Annotated in this window: 16 protein-coding genes; 10 read left to right on the top strand and 6 right to left on the bottom strand. The window is 63.7% G+C overall.

Annotated features, from left to right (window positions below; all coding sequences use genetic code 11):
- Positions 1-87 precede the first annotated feature (87 nt).
- Positions 88-528: a hypothetical protein gene (locus L6639_RS25450; RefSeq protein ID WP_237864386.1), complete on the top strand. Its 441-nt coding sequence runs from the start codon at positions 88-90 to the stop codon at positions 526-528.
- On the opposite strand, the gene L6639_RS25445 is transcribed toward L6639_RS25450, so the two are convergent.
- Positions 525-2,756 carry an ATP-binding protein gene (locus L6639_RS25445; protein ID WP_237864385.1) on the bottom strand — a complete coding sequence of 744 codons (2,232 nt, stop codon included), beginning with the start codon at positions 2,754-2,756 and terminating at the stop codon, positions 525-527. The genes L6639_RS25450 and L6639_RS25445 overlap by 4 nt on opposite strands.
- 228 nt (positions 2,757-2,984) lie before the next feature.
- Between L6639_RS25445 and L6639_RS25440 the strand changes: the two genes are divergently transcribed.
- Positions 2,985-3,758 (top strand): DUF2189 domain-containing protein, encoded by a 774-nt coding sequence (locus L6639_RS25440; protein ID WP_237864384.1) that lies wholly within the window; start codon positions 2,985-2,987, stop codon positions 3,756-3,758.
- A 307-nt stretch (positions 3,759-4,065) separates the two neighbouring features.
- Positions 4,066-4,245, top strand: a complete 180-nt coding sequence (locus tag L6639_RS25435) for a hypothetical protein (protein ID WP_237864383.1) — start codon at positions 4,066-4,068, stop codon at positions 4,243-4,245.
- 18 nt (positions 4,246-4,263) lie between these two features.
- On the opposite strand, the gene L6639_RS25430 is transcribed toward L6639_RS25435, so the two are convergent.
- Genes L6639_RS25430 through L6639_RS25420 form a run of 3 tightly spaced genes read right to left on the bottom strand, consistent with a single transcriptional unit; the run spans position 4,264 to position 5,550 of the window.
- Positions 4,264-4,776 carry an SRPBCC family protein gene (locus tag L6639_RS25430; RefSeq protein ID WP_237864382.1) on the bottom strand — a complete coding sequence of 171 codons (513 nt, stop codon included), beginning with the start codon at positions 4,774-4,776 and terminating at the stop codon, positions 4,264-4,266.
- Positions 4,773-5,243: an SRPBCC family protein gene (locus tag L6639_RS25425; RefSeq protein WP_237864381.1), complete on the bottom strand. Its 471-nt coding sequence runs from the start codon at positions 5,241-5,243 to the stop codon at positions 4,773-4,775. Before L6639_RS25425 ends, L6639_RS25430 begins: the two co-directional genes overlap by 4 nt.
- On the bottom strand, positions 5,236-5,550 hold the full coding sequence (locus L6639_RS25420) for an ArsR/SmtB family transcription factor (RefSeq protein ID WP_237864380.1): 315 nt from the start codon (positions 5,548-5,550) through the stop codon (positions 5,236-5,238). Before L6639_RS25420 ends, L6639_RS25425 begins: the two co-directional genes overlap by 8 nt.
- 117 nt (positions 5,551-5,667) lie before the next feature.
- Between L6639_RS25420 and L6639_RS25415 the strand changes: the two genes are divergently transcribed.
- The 3 genes from L6639_RS25415 to L6639_RS25405 are packed head-to-tail and all read left to right on the top strand — an operon-like array spanning position 5,668 to position 8,331.
- Positions 5,668-7,113, top strand: coding sequence for an LVIVD repeat-containing protein (locus L6639_RS25415; RefSeq protein WP_237864379.1), 1,446 nt, complete (start codon positions 5,668-5,670; stop codon positions 7,111-7,113).
- 2 nt (positions 7,114-7,115) lie between these two features.
- Positions 7,116-7,661 carry a hypothetical protein gene (locus L6639_RS25410; RefSeq protein ID WP_237864378.1) on the top strand — a complete coding sequence of 182 codons (546 nt, stop codon included), beginning with the start codon at positions 7,116-7,118 and terminating at the stop codon, positions 7,659-7,661.
- 52 nt (positions 7,662-7,713) lie between these two features.
- Positions 7,714-8,331 carry a LysE family translocator gene (locus L6639_RS25405; protein ID WP_237864655.1) on the top strand — a complete coding sequence of 206 codons (618 nt, stop codon included), beginning with the start codon at positions 7,714-7,716 and terminating at the stop codon, positions 8,329-8,331.
- Positions 8,332-8,378: 47 nt separating this feature from the next.
- Here the strand turns inward: L6639_RS25405 and L6639_RS25400 are convergent, their stop codons facing one another.
- Entirely contained in the window at positions 8,379-9,185 is an 807-nt protein-coding gene (locus L6639_RS25400; protein WP_237864377.1) for an N-formylglutamate amidohydrolase, read from the bottom strand.
- 91 nt (positions 9,186-9,276) lie between these two features.
- On the opposite strand from L6639_RS25400, the gene L6639_RS25395 reads away from it, so the two are divergent.
- Both L6639_RS25395 and L6639_RS25390 read left to right on the top strand, forming a co-directional pair.
- The gene (locus L6639_RS25395; RefSeq protein ID WP_237864376.1) at positions 9,277-10,185 is read left to right on the top strand and encodes a transglutaminase family protein; all 909 of its coding nucleotides are present in this window, start codon (positions 9,277-9,279) and stop codon (positions 10,183-10,185) included.
- 76 nt (positions 10,186-10,261) lie between these two features.
- The gene (locus L6639_RS25390; RefSeq protein WP_237864375.1) at positions 10,262-10,660 is read left to right on the top strand and encodes a gamma-glutamylcyclotransferase family protein; all 399 of its coding nucleotides are present in this window, start codon (positions 10,262-10,264) and stop codon (positions 10,658-10,660) included.
- Here the strand turns inward: L6639_RS25390 and L6639_RS25385 are convergent.
- The gene (locus L6639_RS25385; RefSeq protein WP_237864374.1) at positions 10,657-11,220 is read right to left on the bottom strand and encodes a chlorite dismutase family protein; all 564 of its coding nucleotides are present in this window, start codon (positions 11,218-11,220) and stop codon (positions 10,657-10,659) included. The two genes, L6639_RS25390 and L6639_RS25385, sit on opposite strands and share 4 nt — an antisense overlap.
- Before the next feature lie 259 nt (positions 11,221-11,479).
- Here L6639_RS25385 and dnaG point away from each other — a divergent pair, with 259 nt between their 5' ends.
- Together dnaG and rpoD are read left to right on the top strand one after the other, a co-directional pair.
- Complete coding sequence (gene dnaG / locus L6639_RS25380; protein ID WP_237864654.1) at positions 11,480-13,513, top strand: DNA primase; 2,034 nt, start codon at positions 11,480-11,482, stop codon at positions 13,511-13,513.
- A 370-nt stretch (positions 13,514-13,883) separates the two neighbouring features.
- Complete coding sequence (gene rpoD / locus L6639_RS25375) at positions 13,884-16,025, top strand: RNA polymerase sigma factor RpoD (protein ID WP_237864373.1); 2,142 nt, start codon at positions 13,884-13,886, stop codon at positions 16,023-16,025.
- Positions 16,026-16,211: the final 186 nt, after the last annotated feature.

Raw genomic sequence — 16,211 nt, 5'->3', positions numbered from 1 at the left:
CGGCTTTCAGGTCAATAGTGTTGACATGAAAGGTAAGCTTTGCCAATTTCCTCGTGAGCCGGAAGAGGCTTGTGTTGGAAAATGATCATGCACCTTTCGGATTTCGTCCTGCTGCTCAACACGCTGTGGTTCGGTGGCGCTTTCATCCAGTTCAGTATCGCGCAAACGAACACGTTGAAGATCCTGCTGCCTCGGGAAGAGCGCAGCAATCCGATCGCGCCGACGCTGGCGGCCAGCGTAGCTTTCCTCGGCGGGATGAATCTGCCGATCGGTCTACTCTCGTTCTATTTGCTGGCGGCGCGTCCGTCGTTCTTCCAGCCGGTCGAAGCGCAGCTTGCGCTGTTTCTGTTCTTCGCCGCCTGCCATTTCAGCCAATTCGCCTATAATCTTCCCGTGCTGATGCGCGGCGGACGCGTCGGGGTGGCTTACTGGCCGGTGCTGAAAGGCCCGATGCTCAGGATCTTCGTCATCGATGCAACGCTGTTTGCGGCCAATCTCGGCGTCGCGCTGCTGCTCATATCTCGTTAGCGCGATGGCGCCGACAACGCGGACCGCAGCATCGCGGCGAGGTCCTGCCGCTTGAACGGTTTTGTCAGAATGCGGGCGTCGATCCCGTCGGGAGTCTTGACCGGAGTCTGGCTGTAGCCGGAGGTGAACAGCACTTTGAGGTCAGGCCGCAGCGCTGTAGCTTGCCGCGCCAGTTCCGGTCCGAACATGCCGCCGGGCATCACGACATCCGTGAACAGCAGATGGATGTCGCCGGGCTCGCGCAGGACATCCAGCGCCGTGGGCCCGTTCGACGTCGCGATGACACGGTAGCCGAGCGTCCGCAGCTCGCTCTCGACATAGGCGCGCACCATATCGTCGTCTTCGACCACGAGAATGGTCCCGCTTGCCTCGGGTGGGAGGATCGGTTCCGCGGGAGCCGGCTCCTCGTTCGGCGCCGAAGCGATACGTGGGAAGAACAGCCTGACGACGCTGCCTTCCCTGGGCTCGGACTGGAGCTGCACGAGTCCGCCGGACTGTTGCGCAAACCCGTAGACCATGCTCAGGCCGAGGCCTGTGCCCTTGCCGACCTCCTTGGTGGTGAAGAACGGCTCGAACGCGCGGTTCGCGACATCAGCTGCCATGCCGCAGCCGGTGTCGGTTACGGCCACCATGACGTAATCGCCGGGCCGCGGCTCGCCGTCGACGTCGAGTTCGGACGAACCGAGCGAAATATTGCGCACCTCGACCGTCAGTCTGCCGCCGTCGGGCATGGCATCGCGCGCGTTGAGCACGAGGTTGAGCAAGGCGGTTGCGAGCTGGCTTGGATCGACGCTGGCCGGCCACAGATCGGCGCCGAAGGCGAAGCTGCATTCGATGTGCTCGCCGAGCGACCGGCGCAGCAACTGCTCCATGCCGACGACCTTCTCGGCGATGTCGATCTCGCGCGGTCTTAAGGGCTGCTTGCGCGCGAAGGCGAGCAGGCTTCGCGTCAGGTCGGAGCCGCGCTCGGCCGCCGTCGCGATATCGCTCGCGATCTGGTGCAGTTCCTTGTTGTCCGCCAGCCTGTCGGCGAGATGCTCGGAGTTGCCGAGGATGACGGTCAAGAGATTGTTGAAGTCATGCGCCACACCGCCGGTGAGCTGGCCCATGGCCTCCATCTTCTGGGACTGGCTGAGCTTGTGGCTGAGGTCGGCGATGGCGGCGCGCTGCTGCTCGAGCGACTCCGCGGTGTCGTTGAGCAGCATCATCAATCCGCCGAGTTCCCCGCGCGGATGCGGCGGCGGAATGCGTGCGCTGAGATCGCCGAGCCCCAGCCGCTTCGCCATCGTGGCGAGCCGGCCGACCTGGCGTCCGACGCTGACGGTTGCGAGGATCCAGACGCCGGCGAGCAGCAGCAGCGAGGCCACCGCGAGGATCGCCAGATCCTCGTAGAGCCGGCGGTTCGCCGCCGCGACCAGTCCGTCCTTGGAGCGTCCAACGATAATATAAAGGCCGGCCTTGCGGATCGACGGCGAGCGGGCGACAGCCCAGACCTGCGTGTGGCCCGTGCGATCGGTGACCTCGCGAGATGCCGCACCATCGGGCGACGACGCCGCAAAGCGAAACAGATCGGAGCCGGCGATCGACGCGCCGACCGGATCGCTCCAGCCGCCGCCCTTGGGGGCGACCAGCACCGTACCCTTGCTGTCGACGAACAGGATCTCCTTCTCGGCGAGCAACCGCCTGTCGTGAAACTCCGCGAACTTGTTCAGGTTGAACGAGGCGAGCAGGACGAATTTCAGCGCGCCGGCGTCAGAGCGCGCCGGATAGGCAATCTGGAGGACCGACAGTCCGGTCAGGCGGCCGAACACCGGCTCCAGCGCGACGGTACCTTGCGAGACCTTCGCCTGCCTGAAATAGGCACGATCATTCAGATCGAGCGTGCGGTTGCTGCGGAGCGAGTCGCAGAACAGGCTGCCGTCCGGATTAATCGTCAAGATTCCCGTGAACTGCGGATACTCCTCGCGCACATCGGACAGAAACGCAGAGCACGCCGCCTTGTCGCTTGTGTCGAGATCGCGGGCGCGGGCAAGGCCATAGTCAAGCTGGGCAGTGCCCTGGATCTTCTCGTCGAGATCGCTGGCAATGTCGTCGGCTGAAGCGACGAGATTGGCCAGCGCAGCGTTGATCTCGCTGGTCCGGTTCTGCACGAAGCGCAAGCCGACGAGGCTCGCCGGCACCAGCATGGCCGCGATGACGAGGATCAGTAACCGGGTACGCAGGCTCATCGATCTGCCGGTCCGCTGTTGGAGGTACAATTTGCGGCACGATCGTCTGCCCCGTCCATAGGCGTCGGTGCGAAATATAGTACCGAAGGCTAAAGATTTTGCCACCGGCGCGTTGCGGTGTCGCTGGCGACCTCCCGCTATCAGGCATCAAGTTGCGCCCGCGCGCAGTGACGCTAATATTGCGCCCTGCGCGCGGCAAAAGATCGCGCCGATGAGCGGAGGAAGCTGATGTCCATCTCGGGCAAGGTCGATCCGGTGGTGCGTCCTGTTGCGGCGACCGACATCGCCGAGTCGCTGGTCGAGGGCCTGCGCGATTTCCAGGCGCTGCCGATTTACGGGCTCTGCTTCGGCGCGCTCTACGCCGCCGGCGGCATCACCATCATGCTCTGCCTCACCGCCTTCGGCATGGTCTATCTCGTCTATCCGCTGGCGGCCGGTTTTGCCCTGATCGGGCCCTTCGTCGCGATCGGCCTTTATGAGGTGAGCCGCCGCCGCGAGCGCGGCGAGCCCGTCTCTTTCGGCGCGATCTGGTCGGCGATCCGCTCGCGCAGCGAAATCGGATGGATGGCCTTCGTCACGCTGTTCGTGTTCGTGATCTGGATGTACCAGGTGCGGCTGTTGATCGCATTGTTGCTGGGCCTGCACGCCTCGTTCTCGAGCTTGCAGGAATTCATGACGGTGGTGCTGACCACCAACGAGGGCTTGCTGTTCCTCGCGATCGGCAATGCGGTCGGCGCGGCGTTGTCGTTGATCCTGTTTTCACTGACCGTGGTGTCGTTTCCGCTGCTGCTCGATCGCGAGGTCGATTTCGTCACCGCGATGGTGACGAGCGTGCGCGCGGTGGTGACGAGCCCGCTGCCGATGATCGGCTGGGCCGCTGTCATCGTGATCCTGCTGATCGTGTCGGCGCTGCCGTATTTCCTCGGCCTGGTGGTGACGCTGCCGGTGCTCGGGCATGCGACATGGCATCTCTATCGGCGGCTGGTGGTGCCGGTGGCATAAAAGAGGCGCCGGACGCAACGGAAACGGGCTATTCGTCCGTTTCGCCGGCGTTATTCGACTGACAGAGCATTCGGCGCTGCAAAAGCCCGGGGCGGGGCGAGAAAACGATAGCTAATTGCTGTGATTGCGCGCACGGTGCGCCAATGTCGGAAAGAACAGCCGTCTTTGCGCGCACGCGACGCGACGAATATGCGCGGGCAATGTGAACAAACTCATCCTTCACACCCGTGGATGCTGCTGATCACGACGGATGCCTGAAAGATTTCACTGCAGTTCGATGTGAACGAACGCCAACCGAAAGCACCTGATGCAAACTCTCTCCCCACGGCACGTCAAGACAGAAGAAGCGCTCCGGCTCGGCGTGGAGTCGGGCTGGTACGCAATCAAGGTCAGCGGGACCTTCGTCTCGGGCCCGCACGACTCCGAAGCGGATTGCCATCGCAAGATCGACGAGATTCATCCACCGCCGGTGAAGAAGAAGCGATGAGGCCGCAGATTCTGGCCACTACGGCGTCTTGATCCCCATCGCCTTCAGCGCCGCCAGCATCCGTGCCGGCGGTGCTGTCTTGATCTGCGGCGCCTTTCCTGTCTCCAGCAGGCTCTTCAGCCCCGACAGGATCGCCGGCCAGCCGGCGCGGCCGCCGGAGAGGATGTCGTCGCTGAGATCGCGATCGTGGCGTTCGCTCATGATGAGACGGACGGCTTCTCCGGCTTGCTCGATCTCGTAGGTCACGAGCGTGGTGCCGAGCTTGGCGACGAGGTCGGGCCAGTTGACGTTCCATGTCACCGTCAGCTTCCTCGGCGGATCGTATTCGAAGACTTCACCAGAAATGTGCTCCGAGCCGTCAGGCGCGCGCACGACAAACGTGCCGCCGAGCTTCGGCTGCATCTCCACGGCGAAGCCCGAAAAATACTTTCGGCTGAATTCGGCCGAGGTGAGGGCCTCCCACACCTTCTCCGGCGTCGAGGCGATGTAGATGGTGTAGACCGTGAGGGGCTTGAACTGGTCGAGATTCATTTTGCGTCGAATCCCTTGTTGAGGGCTGCGCGCGTGATGTTGAGCAGCTTGCCGGTCTCGAGCAGGCTCTTGAGCTGCGACAGAATGGCCGGCCAGCCGTTGGAGACGGCGCCGAGATATTTGCCGCCCTCGATGAAGCCATCATGCAGCACGGTCAAACGCACGACCGGTCCGAAGGGTTCGATGGTGAAGACGACGCGCGAGATCGGCTCGCCGCGCAGTTCTTCATATTTCAGATGCTTGAAGCTGTAGGACAGCCGTCGCGGCGGATCGGCCTCGAGGATTTCGCCTGAATCGGTGACCTCGCCGTCCAGCGAAAGCGCAAAGGGCGAGCCGACCTTCCAGTCGGAGCGGACCTCGGCGCCGAACCAATATTGCCTGGTGAACTCGCTTGACGTCAGCGCCTGCCACAGCTTTTCCGGCGTGGTCTCGATGTAGGTGACATAGACGAATTGTGGCTTACTCATCACGCTTCTCCAGCTGGCGTTTCAATTCGCCGAGTGCGGCGAGCTTGCCGCGCTCGAATTTCCTGATCCAGCGCTCGCCGATCTGGTGGATCGGCACCGGGTTGAGATAGTGCAGCTTCTCGCGGCCATGCTTGATGGTCGTGACCAGATTGGCCTCTTCCAGAATGACCAGGTGTTTCGTCACGGCTTGGCGCGTCATCGCGAGGCCTTCGCAAAGCTCGTTTAGCGTCTGGCCGTTCCTGGCGTGAAGCCGGTCCAGCAGCGACCGTCGCGATGTGTCGGCGAGCGCTTTGAAGACTTCATCCATGGCGGCGATATTAGGCAACCAAATGGTTGCCTGTCAAGATGGTGTCTTTGGCGCGTGCGATCGGCTGTGCTAACCTTGACGCTCAGCCAACGCAGATTGGTTCCGGGGAGGACCTTGATGTTCCGTTGCGTCTTGACTGCTGCCGCCCTCGTCTTTTTCGCCGGCAGCACTTTTGTTCACGCCCAGAAGCAGACGATCGGCGCGCCGCCTGAGGCGTCGAACATGAAGCTCGTCGGCAGCAACGATCTTCAGGGGCGCAGCGCCTATCAGCCGACCATCCATCATCAGGGCGACCGCTGGATCGCCTATATCGGTCATCATGGCGGCACCGATGACGTGCTGGCGCCTGTCAATCCGATGACCGGCAAGGCGGAGCCGAACGGGACCTCGATCATCGACGTCACCGATCCCGCGCATCCCAAATATCTCAGGCACCTGCCGGGGCAGGAGGGCAAATATGAATCCGGCGGCGCGCAGATGGTGCGCGTGTGCGACGGCAAGACCTTGCCGAAGGGCGATCCCAACGCGGTCTACATGTTGCGCACCTTCGGCAGCCAGGCGCATGAGATCTGGAACGTCGCCGATCCCGCCAACCCCGCGCTGATCACGCGCCTCGGCGGCTTGAAGGACACGCACAAGAGCTGGTGGGAATGCGACACCGGCATTGCCTATCTCGTCTCGGGCGCGCCGGACTGGCGCACGCGGCGCATGACGCAGATCTACGATCTCTCGGATCCGGCGCATCCGCAAAAGATCCGCGACTTTGGCCTGCCCGGCCAGGAGCCCGGGTCGACCGGCGCGGTGCCGACCGAATTGCACGGACCGATCTCGACCGGGCCGAACGGCAACCGCGTCTATTTCGGCTATGGCACCAACAAGGGCGGCATCCTGCAGATCGTCGATCGCGAGAAGCTGCTGACGGGGCCGAAGGAGCCGACGCCCGACAATCTGCGCTTTCCCGAGATATCGCGGCTGCCGATGTCCGCCTTCAACGGCGCGCACACGACGTTTCCGATGCTCGATATGCCCGTCGCTGAGTTTGCCGAGGACAAGGACGGCAAGACGCGCGACATCGTCATGATCGTGGATGAGGCGATCCTCAACGAATGCGGCGAGGCCAGGCAGATGGTGTGGTTCGCCGACGTCACCACCGAGACGCGGCCGATGATGATCTCGAGCTACACCGTGCCGGAGGCCAGCGGACAGTTCTGCCAGCGCGGCGGCCGTTTCGGCTCGCATTCGTCGAATGAGAGCATGGCGCCGGTCTATTACAAGAAGATGGCTTTCATCGCCTTCTTCAACGCCGGCGTTCGCGCGCTCGACATCCGCGATCCCTATCATCCCAAGGAAGTCGGCTATTTCATCCCGGCGATCACGCAGGCGACCGACAAGCGCTGCATTCCCGTGGAGGGCGGCGAGCGCTGCAAGGTCGCGATCCAAACCAACAATGTCGAGACCGACGATCGCGGCTACATCTACATCGTCGATCGTGCCAACACCGGCCTGCACATCCTCGAACTGGCCGGAGCGGCGCGGGCCGTCGCCGGCTTGCCGAAGAATTGACGATGCGGCGCGCGGCGGCGATTGCGGCCACCCTGATGGCGCTCTGCGCGTCAGGTGTCGGTGCCTATCAGCTTGCGCCGTCGTCTGCGCCGCCATCTGCCCGATGGCGCGAGATCGCCTGGCCGTTCCCGCGCGACGGCTGGCCCGCTGGGCGTGCGTTCCACTGCGAGGGAGGGGCTTGCGACGGCGCCGAGCTCTACGTTCGCGCCAAACGCGGCTTTTGCAATTGCGACAGCGGTGTCGCCGATGACGACGAGGTCGATCGCGTCGCCGATATCGATCTGATCACCCCGCGCTTTAGCGCGACTGCGCCGGGTGAAGTCGTGCATGTCGGCGAGATGCACGGCCGTGCGCGGCGCTATGATCTTGCGATCCTTGACGGCACTAGCCGCGCCGCGGTCGGTGTTGCGCTCTCGCGGCGCTGCGATCTCTTCGTTGCGGCGGCGCAGGGGCGGGGTAATGCCAACGCGATGCAGCGTGCGGCGCTCGCTTTTCTCGAGACCCGGGAGATGAAAGCGTGGGTCGTCGCTGCGCTGGACGGAAACTAGTTGTCATGCATTAATACCCGCAAACACCGCCATCAGCAGAGTTCTCCCCATGATGTCCATGCAAGCCTATCTCGCTTTCATCGCCGCCTGCATTGCGCTCGCGCTGCTGCCGGGGCCGATCGTGACCCTCGTTATCGCCAACGGCCTGCGCCATGGCACGCGTGCCGCGCTGACCAACATTCTCGGCGTGCAGATGGGGCTGTTGATCGTGATAGGCATCCTTGCCGTCGGCCTCACCACGCTGATGGCGACGATGGGCTATTGGTTCAACTGGGTGCGCTTTGCGGGCGCGGCCTATCTGGTCTGGCTCGGCATCAAGCTGATCCGCTCTCCGGTGCAGGGCGTCGACGCGGACGCGCCGCCGCCTCCCCCTCGCGGCGGCTTTCTTTTGCAGGGCTTTGTCGTGGCGTTGTCGAACCCGAAGCTGCTGGTGTTCTTCGGTGCGTTCATTCCGCAATTCATGGACATGAGCAAGGATCATTTGTCGCAGGTCCTGGTGCTCGGCATCACCTTCATGGTGCTGGCCGGCCTGACCGACGGAATCTACGCGCTGCTTGCCGGCCAGGTCCGCGGCTTCTTCTCGGCGCGCCGCACCCGCCTGGTGTCGCGCGTCTCTGGCGGCTTCATGATCGGCGGCGGCATCTGGCTGGCGCTGATCCGGGCCAAGTAAGCTTGAACCTTCGCCGCGCTCGCGCTGTTCGTGGCGAGGCGCGGCGGCTAGCCGACCAGCAGCGCCGGCTTCAACTCCACCTCGATCTCCGCGAAGATCCGCGCCAGCCGCTCGGCCCATTGCTGCTGGCCGGATTGGTCCGCGATCAGGTCCTGGCGGATCTCGATGCCGGTGTTGACGAGACCGCGCGCCTCGCCATGGACGGGGATGGTGTAGTCGCTGAGATCGCTCACCGCATAGGGCTCGTTGTCGCCGACGACGAGATCGCCCTCAGAGCGCAAGTGCTTCAGCAGCAGCTGCGGCAGCACCTTGTCGCGATTGTAGAGCGCGCCGATGTGCCAGGGCCGCGCAACGCCGGCATAGACGGGCGTGAAGCTGTGCAGCGACACCAGCACCGTCGGCTGCTTCGCGTGGATCCGGCTGTCGATCACCGCGTCGATGCGCTGATGATAGGGCTCGAAGATCTCGCGCCGCCGTGCCGCGCGTTCACCGTCCGAGATGCCTTCGTTGCGCGGGATCGCGGTCGCTTCGGAAATGACGGGGATCGAGCTCGCCACGCCGGGCGAGCGGTTGCAGTCGATCACGAGCCGCGAATAGCGCTGCGCGATCAGATGCGCGTTAAGCATGTTTGCGAGCCGCTCCGCGACGCCGGCGATGCCGATGTCCCAGGCGATGTGCCTGACAAGCTCGTCTTCCGATACACCGAGATCGCCGAGCGCACGCGGCAGAATGCGGCCGTAATGGTCCGATGTGAGCAGAAAGGGCGATGTCCCCTCTGCATTCACCTCATGCACTGGCGGAATATCGTCGTCGCCAAGGAGTTGATCCGTCGCCCCGGCTGTGTTGAAAGCCATCCTGATTGCCTATCGAAAAAGCAGTCGCCCCGGACATTGGGCAACAAGCGTTAATATCAGGTCTGCCCAACATCACCATGATCTCCCGACGATGCCGCTGCTGACGATTCATCACAAGACCGAATATCGCTACGTCAGTCCCGTGGCCTTCGGCGAACACAGATTCATGCTGCGTCCGAGCGATGGCCATGATCTGCGCGTGCTCGCCTCCAGGCTCGATATCTCGCCGCAGCCGATGTCGCTGCGCTGGATCCACGACGTGTTTGGCAATTCGGTCGCGATCGCCGATTTCGACGCGCGCGCCGATCGCCTGATCTTCGACTGGCGCGTCACCGTCGAGCACAATCCGGTCGACGAGTTCGCGCTGACGCCCGACGATCCCGCCTACTTCTATCCCTTCGTCTATGACGACGCGGAATTGCCCGATCTCGTCCAGTACATCACGCCGCAATACCCCGATGCCGAGGGCAAGGTCGCGGCCTGGGTGCGCGGTTTTCTCGACGAGAATGCACTTTCGCCAACCTTCGATATCCTCAGCCGCATCACGCATGCGATCCGCGAGCAGTTCAAATACCAAAGGCGTCACGAGCCCGGCACGCAGGCGCCGTCCGATACCTTGCGGCGAGGCACCGGCACCTGCCGCGACTATGCGCTGTTCATGATCGAGGCGCTGCGCCGGCTAGGCATCGCCGCTCGCTTCGTCTCCGGCTATGTCTTCGTCCCCGAGGACATCGCCCAGCACCATGTCGGCGGCGGCTCGACCCATGCCTGGGTGCAGGTGTACTTGCCGAGCGCGGGCTGGATCGAGTTCGATCCGACCAACGGCATCGTCGGCACCCGCGACCTCATCCGCGTTGCGGTCGCGCGCGATCCGCGCCAGGCCATTCCGCTGCACGGCATCTATATCGGCACCCAGGATGCGTTCGACGTCATGGACGTCAGCGTCAGGGTGGTTTCGGCCGAGGAGCGCGGCGAGGAGTTGGAAGCGGAGGTCGTGTAGACACCCACGGCCTTCGCCGCGACGACAGCGAATGTACAGCTCTGTCACTCCACAACATTGCCAGCTATAGAGCCTCATGACCTCCGATCGTCTCTTCGTCTACGGCACCCTGATGCGCGGCTTCGACCATCCGATGGCGCGGCTGTTGGCGCAGCATGCGGATTTTCTGGGCGAGGCGACGTGCCGGGGCCGGCTGGTGCTGGTGAAGCATTATCCGGGATTGCTGCTGTCCGAGGTATCCTCGGACGTCGTGCATGGCGAGCTCTTCCGCTTGCGCGCCGGCGATGAGCTCCTGCGCGAGCTCGACATGTATGAGGCCTGTGGCGAGGGTTTTCCGGAGCCGACGGAGTATCTGCGCCGGCTGGTCGACGTAACAGGCGCGGATGGCGCGACCGCGCCGGCCTGGACCTATGTCTACAACTGGCCGGTGACGAACCTGCCGCACATCGAATCCGGCCGCTTCCTGGACCACTAGGCCGACAGCACTTCCTTCACCACGCGCACGTCCACCTCGCGCTCGACATAGCTCCATTCTTCGGTCTGCCTGAGCATCCCCACCAGCTCCTCGAACAGCGAGGCGTGCGCGGGCGCGAATTCGAACCAGGCCAGGAAATCGAAGGGCTCGCCGAGGTCGCGGCAGTGATAGAGCTGGCGCGCGATGGCGGGCAGGAAGCGCATGCTGCTCGCAATGTGGTGCGACTTGTCTTCAAAAATCCTGCGCCGCTCTTCCTGCGTCAGATCCCACCAGGCCTGCGATTTGCGGATCGGGATCAGCGCTGCGCTGGTCGCCTCCAGCCGGCCGAGACCGGCCTGCACCGCGGCGAGCTGCTGCTGCTCGGGCCGTTCGGTGTAGCGCAAATTGCTCGGCACGCCGACCAGGCGCCAGGCATTGCGCGAGGGCACCAGCGGCAGCGCGACGGCGTCGCCGTCGGTTACCGACAGCGCCGGCATGAAGGGCAGGGGCTCGCCCGTCACAGGCGATATCGAGGTCACGCGCCAACCCCCGCTCTGGCCGCCCCGAAAGGTCCTGAACATGGCCTATGGAAGCGTGGAACCGGGCGGGGTTCAAGCTTTTCCCGTCATTCCAGCGCGCCACTTGGCGCGAGCCCGGAATCCATTGTGCCGCGGAAATGCTGGGAGGAATGGATTCCGGGCTCGCGCTCCGCGCGCCCCGGAATGACCGAGGGGGCTGTGAACAGCGCGCATAATCCCGACAAACCTGACTTTTACGTCCCCCGCACCTATATCCCTGATCCCTTCGCCCGACTCACCCGGTTCGCGCTACACCATGGCCATGCGCTTCACGCCCCAATTCCTCGACGAGCTTCGTGCCCGGCTTTCGGTCTCCGAAGTCGTGGGCAAGCGCGTCAAGTTGAAGAAGGCGGGGCGGGAGTGGAAGGGGCTGTCGCCGTTCCAGCAGGAGAAGACGCCGTCCTTCTACGTCAACGACCAGAAGGGTTTTTACCACGACTTCTCCTCCGGCAAGCACGGCGACATCATCACCTTCGTGATGGAGACCGACGGTCTGCCGTTTGCCGAAGCCGTCGAGCGGCTCGCCAGCATGGCGGGCCTGCCGCTGCCGGCCGTGACGCCCAACGCGGCGCGCGAGGAGCAGCGGCGCCGCTCGCTCCATGACGTCATGGAGCTCGCCGCAAAGTATTTTTCGGAGACTCTGGCCTCGCGCCTCGGCGCCAAGGCGCGTGGCTATCTCGCCGACCGCGCCATCTCGCCGGCGACGCAATTGCAGTTCCGCCTCGGCTATGCCTCGTCCGAACGCTTCGCGCTGAAGGAGCATCTCGGCAAGCTCGGTGTCTCCGTCGAGGACATGGTCGAGACCGGCCTCTTGATCGGCGGCGACGACATTCCCGTGCCTTACGATCGCTTCCGCGATCGCGTGATGTTTCCGATCACGGATCTGCGCGGCCGCGTCATCGCCTTCGGCGGACGCGCGCTGGAGAAGGACGTTCCGGCAAAGTACCTGAACTCGCCGGAGACGCCGCTCTTCCACAAGGGCGACAATCTCTACAATCACCAGACCGCGCGCAAAGCCACCCATGACGGCGCATCGCTGGTCGTGGTCGAAGGCTATGTCGACGTCATCGCCATGGTCACCGCGGGCTTTGCAGGCGCGGTCGCGCCGCTCGGCACCGCGCTCACCGAGAGCCAGCTGGCGCTGCTCTGGAAGATGGCGGACGAGCCGATCCTCTGCTTCGACGGCGACCGCGCCGGCCAGAAGGCGGCTTATCGTGCTGCGGACCTTGCCTTGCCATTTCTCGCGCCCGGCAAGAGCCTGCGTTTCGCGCTGCTGCCGGAAGGGCAGGATCCCGACGATCTCGTGCGCTCCGGCGGACGCGGCGCGATGGAAGAGGTGATCGCGGCGGCCCGTCCGCTCGCCGACATGCTGTGGTCGCGCGAGCTCGAAGGCGGCAATTTTGCCACGCCCGAGCGCCGCGCCGCGCTGGAAGCGCGCATCAAGGAATTGTCCAACGGCATCCGCGACGAGGTGGTGCGGCGCTACTACCGCAACGAATTCGTCGAGCGCCTGCAGCGCACCTTCTCGCCTGACGGCGGCCGCGGCGGCTTCGCTAACAGGGGCAATTTCGGCCAAGGGGGTGGTGGCCGCCCCTTCCAGCCCCGCGGCGGGCAGGCGAATCGATTCGGTGGCCAAGGATTCGGGCAAGGATTCGGGCAAGGATTTGGGGGCGGCCGCCGCGGCCCGCCGGGTCCGGCCCCGCTGCCATCAGGCCCCTACCAGGCGGCGAGCCCCCAGCTGGCGGCGAGCCCGATCATGCGCGGACAGCGCAGCGCCATCTCCCGCCGGGAGGCCCTGATCCTGCAATGCCTGATCAATCACCCCTGGCTGCTGGATGATCACCTTGAGGAAGTGGCCGCACTCGAGCTGGCCCACCCCGAGGCCCACAAGCTCAGGGCCGGCATCATCGCCGCTTTCGCCAACGACCATCACCACTCGCCGGACCCCGGCGAGCAGGCCGAGAAGATGCGGTCCGATATCGTAAAAGGTGGATTTTCACAGCTTCTTCAAAGGGTTGAGGGCGGCATCACCACCGCGGCGGTGTGGGGCGCCCGCGAGGGCGCCGCGAGGGACGACGTTCTTGCCACCTGGCATCAACTCGTTGCCTTGCATCGGCAGTACCATTCACTACTTAGAGAGCTGAAGGACGCCGAGCTGGCCTTGGGGGAGGACCCCAGCGAGGCCAATTTAGCGTGGCTGCGTGACGTCAAGGCTCGGATAGGAGAGGTCGACGGTACCGAGGCCCTGATCGAGGGTTTTGGCGAGCTGTCGGGCCGGTTCCAGAAGAGCGTGTGATGAAAGAATCATGCGGACGGACGTCGCTGGCACCGCTAAAAGACTCGCCAAATCCGAGGTTTGGCGGCAAAAACAGGGTTAATCGAGGCTTAACGGTCTTGTAGCACTTTGGCCTCGCGGCCGCAGGCAGAACAGACGCGTCAGGAATGAATCCGCGCAACAGCTGTTGGCACTTCACCTGCATCCGCCGCGACAAAGAGGCTCACGAAGCGTTAGGCAAATCCGGCGAGAGAAAGGTCGGGGTGGCGAGATCTGTGCGCGCCGCCCTTTCCGTGTCGAGATCTGGCGAAGCGAGAGCGTCGAGCAACAGGTTCAAGTGATTTCACGCGGGCGCGCGCACGTCTGCATGAAACGCGTTTAGGAGCAATGGATGGCCACCAAGGCAAAGACGCTGCAGGCGAAGGACAAGGAAAAGGACGACAAGGCAGCGGACGCGCCGGAGAAGGACTCCCAGGACGCGCCGTCGCCGTTGCTCGATCTGTCCGATGCGGCAGTGAAGAAGATGATCAAGCAGGCCAAGAAGCGCGGCTTCGTGACCTTCGATCAGCTCAACGAAGTTTTGCCGTCCGACCAGACCTCGCCGGAGCAGATCGAGGACATCATGTCCATGCTCTCCGACATGGGCATCAACGTCACCGAAGCCGACGATAGCGAAGGCGAAGAGGACAAGGACGAGGGCGGCGAGGACGAGACCGATAACGAGCTCGTCGAGGTCACGCAAAAGGCCGTCACCGAGGTCAAGAAGAGCGAACCCGGCGAACGTACCGACGATCCCGTGCGCATGTATCTGCGCGAGATGGGCACCGTCGAGCTGCTCTCCCGCGAGGGCGAAATCGCCATCGCCAAGCGCATCGAGGCCGGCCGCGAAGCGATGATCGCGGGCCTCTGCGAAAGCCCGCTGACCTTCCAGGCCATCATCATCTGGCGCGACGAACTCAACGAAGGCAAGATCTTCCTTCGCGACATCATCGATCTCGAGGCGACCTATGCCGGTCCCGACGCCAAGGCCGGCATGAACAATGCGATGATCGCTGGTCCCAATGGCGAGAACGGCGAAGCGCCGGCCGAAGGCCAGGCTGCCGCTGCCGTCGGTGCGCCCGCGCATGTCGCGCCGCCCGCGGCGCCGCCGGCGCCGACCCCGTTCCGTGCCGCGCCTGCCGGCGGCAATGTCGGCGAGGCCGAGAAGGATCCTGCGGAGTCTGCCGCCGAAGCCGACATGGACGAGGACGACGAGTTCGAGAACCAGATGTCGCTCGCGGCCATCGAGGCCGAGCTCAAGCCGAAGGTCGTCGAGATCTTCGACAAGATCGCCGACAGCTACAAGAAGCTGCGCAAGCTTCAGGAGCAGGACATCCAGAACCAGCTCCAGAACGAGTCGCTCTCGCCGCATCAGGAGCGCAAGTACAAGAAGCTGAAGGACGAGATCATCGTCGAGGTGAAGTCGCTGCGCCTCAACCAGGCCCGTATCGACAGCCTCGTCGAGCAGCTCTACGACATCAACAAGCGCCTCGTCTCGCATGAGGGCCGCCTGATGCGCCTCGCCGACAGCCACGGCGTCGCCCGCGAAGACTTCCTGCGCAACTACACCGGCTCCGAGCTCGATCCGCGCTGGCTCAACCGCGTCTCGAAACTCTCGGCCAAGGGCTGGAAGAATTTCGTCCATCACGAGAAGGACCGGATCAAGGACCTCCGCCACGAGGTGCATCAGCTCGCCGCGCTGACGGGCCTCGAGATCGTCGAGTTCCGCAAGATCGTGCACTCCGTGCAGAAGGGCGAGCGCGAAGCCCGCCAGGCCAAGAAGGAGATGGTGGAAGCCAACCTCCGTCTCGTGATCTCGATCGCCAAGAAATACACCAACCGCGGCCTGCAATTCCTCGACCTGATCCAGGAAGGCAATATCGGCCTGATGAAGGCGGTCGATAAGTTCGAATACCGCCGCGGCTACAAGTTCTCGACCTACGCGACGTGGTGGATCCGGCAGGCGATCACCCGTTCGATCGCCGACCAGGCCCGCACCATCCGCATCCCCGTGCACATGATCGAGACGATCAACAAGATCGTGCGCACGAGCCGTCAGATGCTGAACGAGATCGGCCGCGAGCCGACCCCGGAAGAGCTCGCCGAAAAGCTCGGCATGCCCTTGGAGAAGGTCCGCAAGGTCCTCAAGATCGCCAAGGAGCCGCTCTCGCTCGAAACCCCCGTCGGTGACGAAGAGGATTCACACCTCGGCGATTTCATCGAGGACAAGAACGCGATCCTCCCCATCGACGCCGCGATCCAGTCGAACCTGCGCGAAACCACCACGCGCGTGCTCGCTTCCCTCACCCCGCGCGAAGAGCGCGTCCTGCGCATGCGCTTCGGCATCGGCATGAACACCGACCACACGCTGGAAGAAGTCGGCCAGCAGTTCTCGGTGACGAGAGAGCGTATCCGTCAGATCGAAGCAAAGGCGCTGCGGAAGCTGAAGCATCCGTCGCGGTCGCGGAAGCTGCGGAGCTTCTTGGATAATTGATCCGGATTATTATGCCGGGGCTTAACCTCGGTTTTATGTAGACGAAACGGCGGGCCCAAAGCCCGCCGTTTTCTTTTTCTGGATAGGGAATTTGCGTGGCTCGAACTAGCACTACTTTGGCAGATTGTTGATTTTGCCGCGATTTATAGGATTCCCGAATCAATTTTTCAATGATTCATGGGTGGT

This window comes from Bradyrhizobium zhengyangense, from assembly GCF_022012555.1.
In the GTDB taxonomy this organism is placed as follows: domain Bacteria; phylum Pseudomonadota; class Alphaproteobacteria; order Rhizobiales; family Xanthobacteraceae; genus Bradyrhizobium; species Bradyrhizobium zhengyangense.
The sequence above is the reverse complement of the archived record's forward strand: the minus strand, read 5'-3'. Positions and strand labels throughout refer to the sequence as shown.

Coding starts and splice junctions, on each gene's coding strand:
- L6639_RS25450 (WP_237864386.1), top strand. CDS start 88: ATGCACCTTTCGGATTTCGTCCTGCTGCTCAACACGCTGTGGTTCGGT.
- L6639_RS25445 (WP_237864385.1), bottom strand. CDS start 2,756: ATGAGCCTGCGTACCCGGTTACTGATCCTCGTCATCGCGGCCATGCTG.
- L6639_RS25440 (WP_237864384.1), top strand. CDS start 2,985: ATGTCCATCTCGGGCAAGGTCGATCCGGTGGTGCGTCCTGTTGCGGCG.
- L6639_RS25435 (WP_237864383.1), top strand. CDS start 4,066: ATGCAAACTCTCTCCCCACGGCACGTCAAGACAGAAGAAGCGCTCCGG.
- L6639_RS25430 (WP_237864382.1), bottom strand. CDS start 4,776: ATGAATCTCGACCAGTTCAAGCCCCTCACGGTCTACACCATCTACATC.
- L6639_RS25425 (WP_237864381.1), bottom strand. CDS start 5,243: ATGAGTAAGCCACAATTCGTCTATGTCACCTACATCGAGACCACGCCG.
- L6639_RS25420 (WP_237864380.1), bottom strand. CDS start 5,550: ATGGATGAAGTCTTCAAAGCGCTCGCCGACACATCGCGACGGTCGCTG.
- L6639_RS25415 (WP_237864379.1), top strand. CDS start 5,668: ATGTTCCGTTGCGTCTTGACTGCTGCCGCCCTCGTCTTTTTCGCCGGC.
- L6639_RS25410 (WP_237864378.1), top strand. CDS start 7,116: ATGCGGCGCGCGGCGGCGATTGCGGCCACCCTGATGGCGCTCTGCGCG.
- L6639_RS25405 (WP_237864655.1), top strand. CDS start 7,714: ATGTCCATGCAAGCCTATCTCGCTTTCATCGCCGCCTGCATTGCGCTC.
- L6639_RS25400 (WP_237864377.1), bottom strand. CDS start 9,185: ATGGCTTTCAACACAGCCGGGGCGACGGATCAACTCCTTGGCGACGAC.
- L6639_RS25395 (WP_237864376.1), top strand. CDS start 9,277: ATGCCGCTGCTGACGATTCATCACAAGACCGAATATCGCTACGTCAGT.
- L6639_RS25390 (WP_237864375.1), top strand. CDS start 10,262: ATGACCTCCGATCGTCTCTTCGTCTACGGCACCCTGATGCGCGGCTTC.
- L6639_RS25385 (WP_237864374.1), bottom strand. CDS start 11,220: ATGTTCAGGACCTTTCGGGGCGGCCAGAGCGGGGGTTGGCGCGTGACC.
- dnaG (WP_237864654.1), top strand. CDS start 11,480: ATGCGCTTCACGCCCCAATTCCTCGACGAGCTTCGTGCCCGGCTTTCG.
- rpoD (WP_237864373.1), top strand. CDS start 13,884: ATGGCCACCAAGGCAAAGACGCTGCAGGCGAAGGACAAGGAAAAGGAC.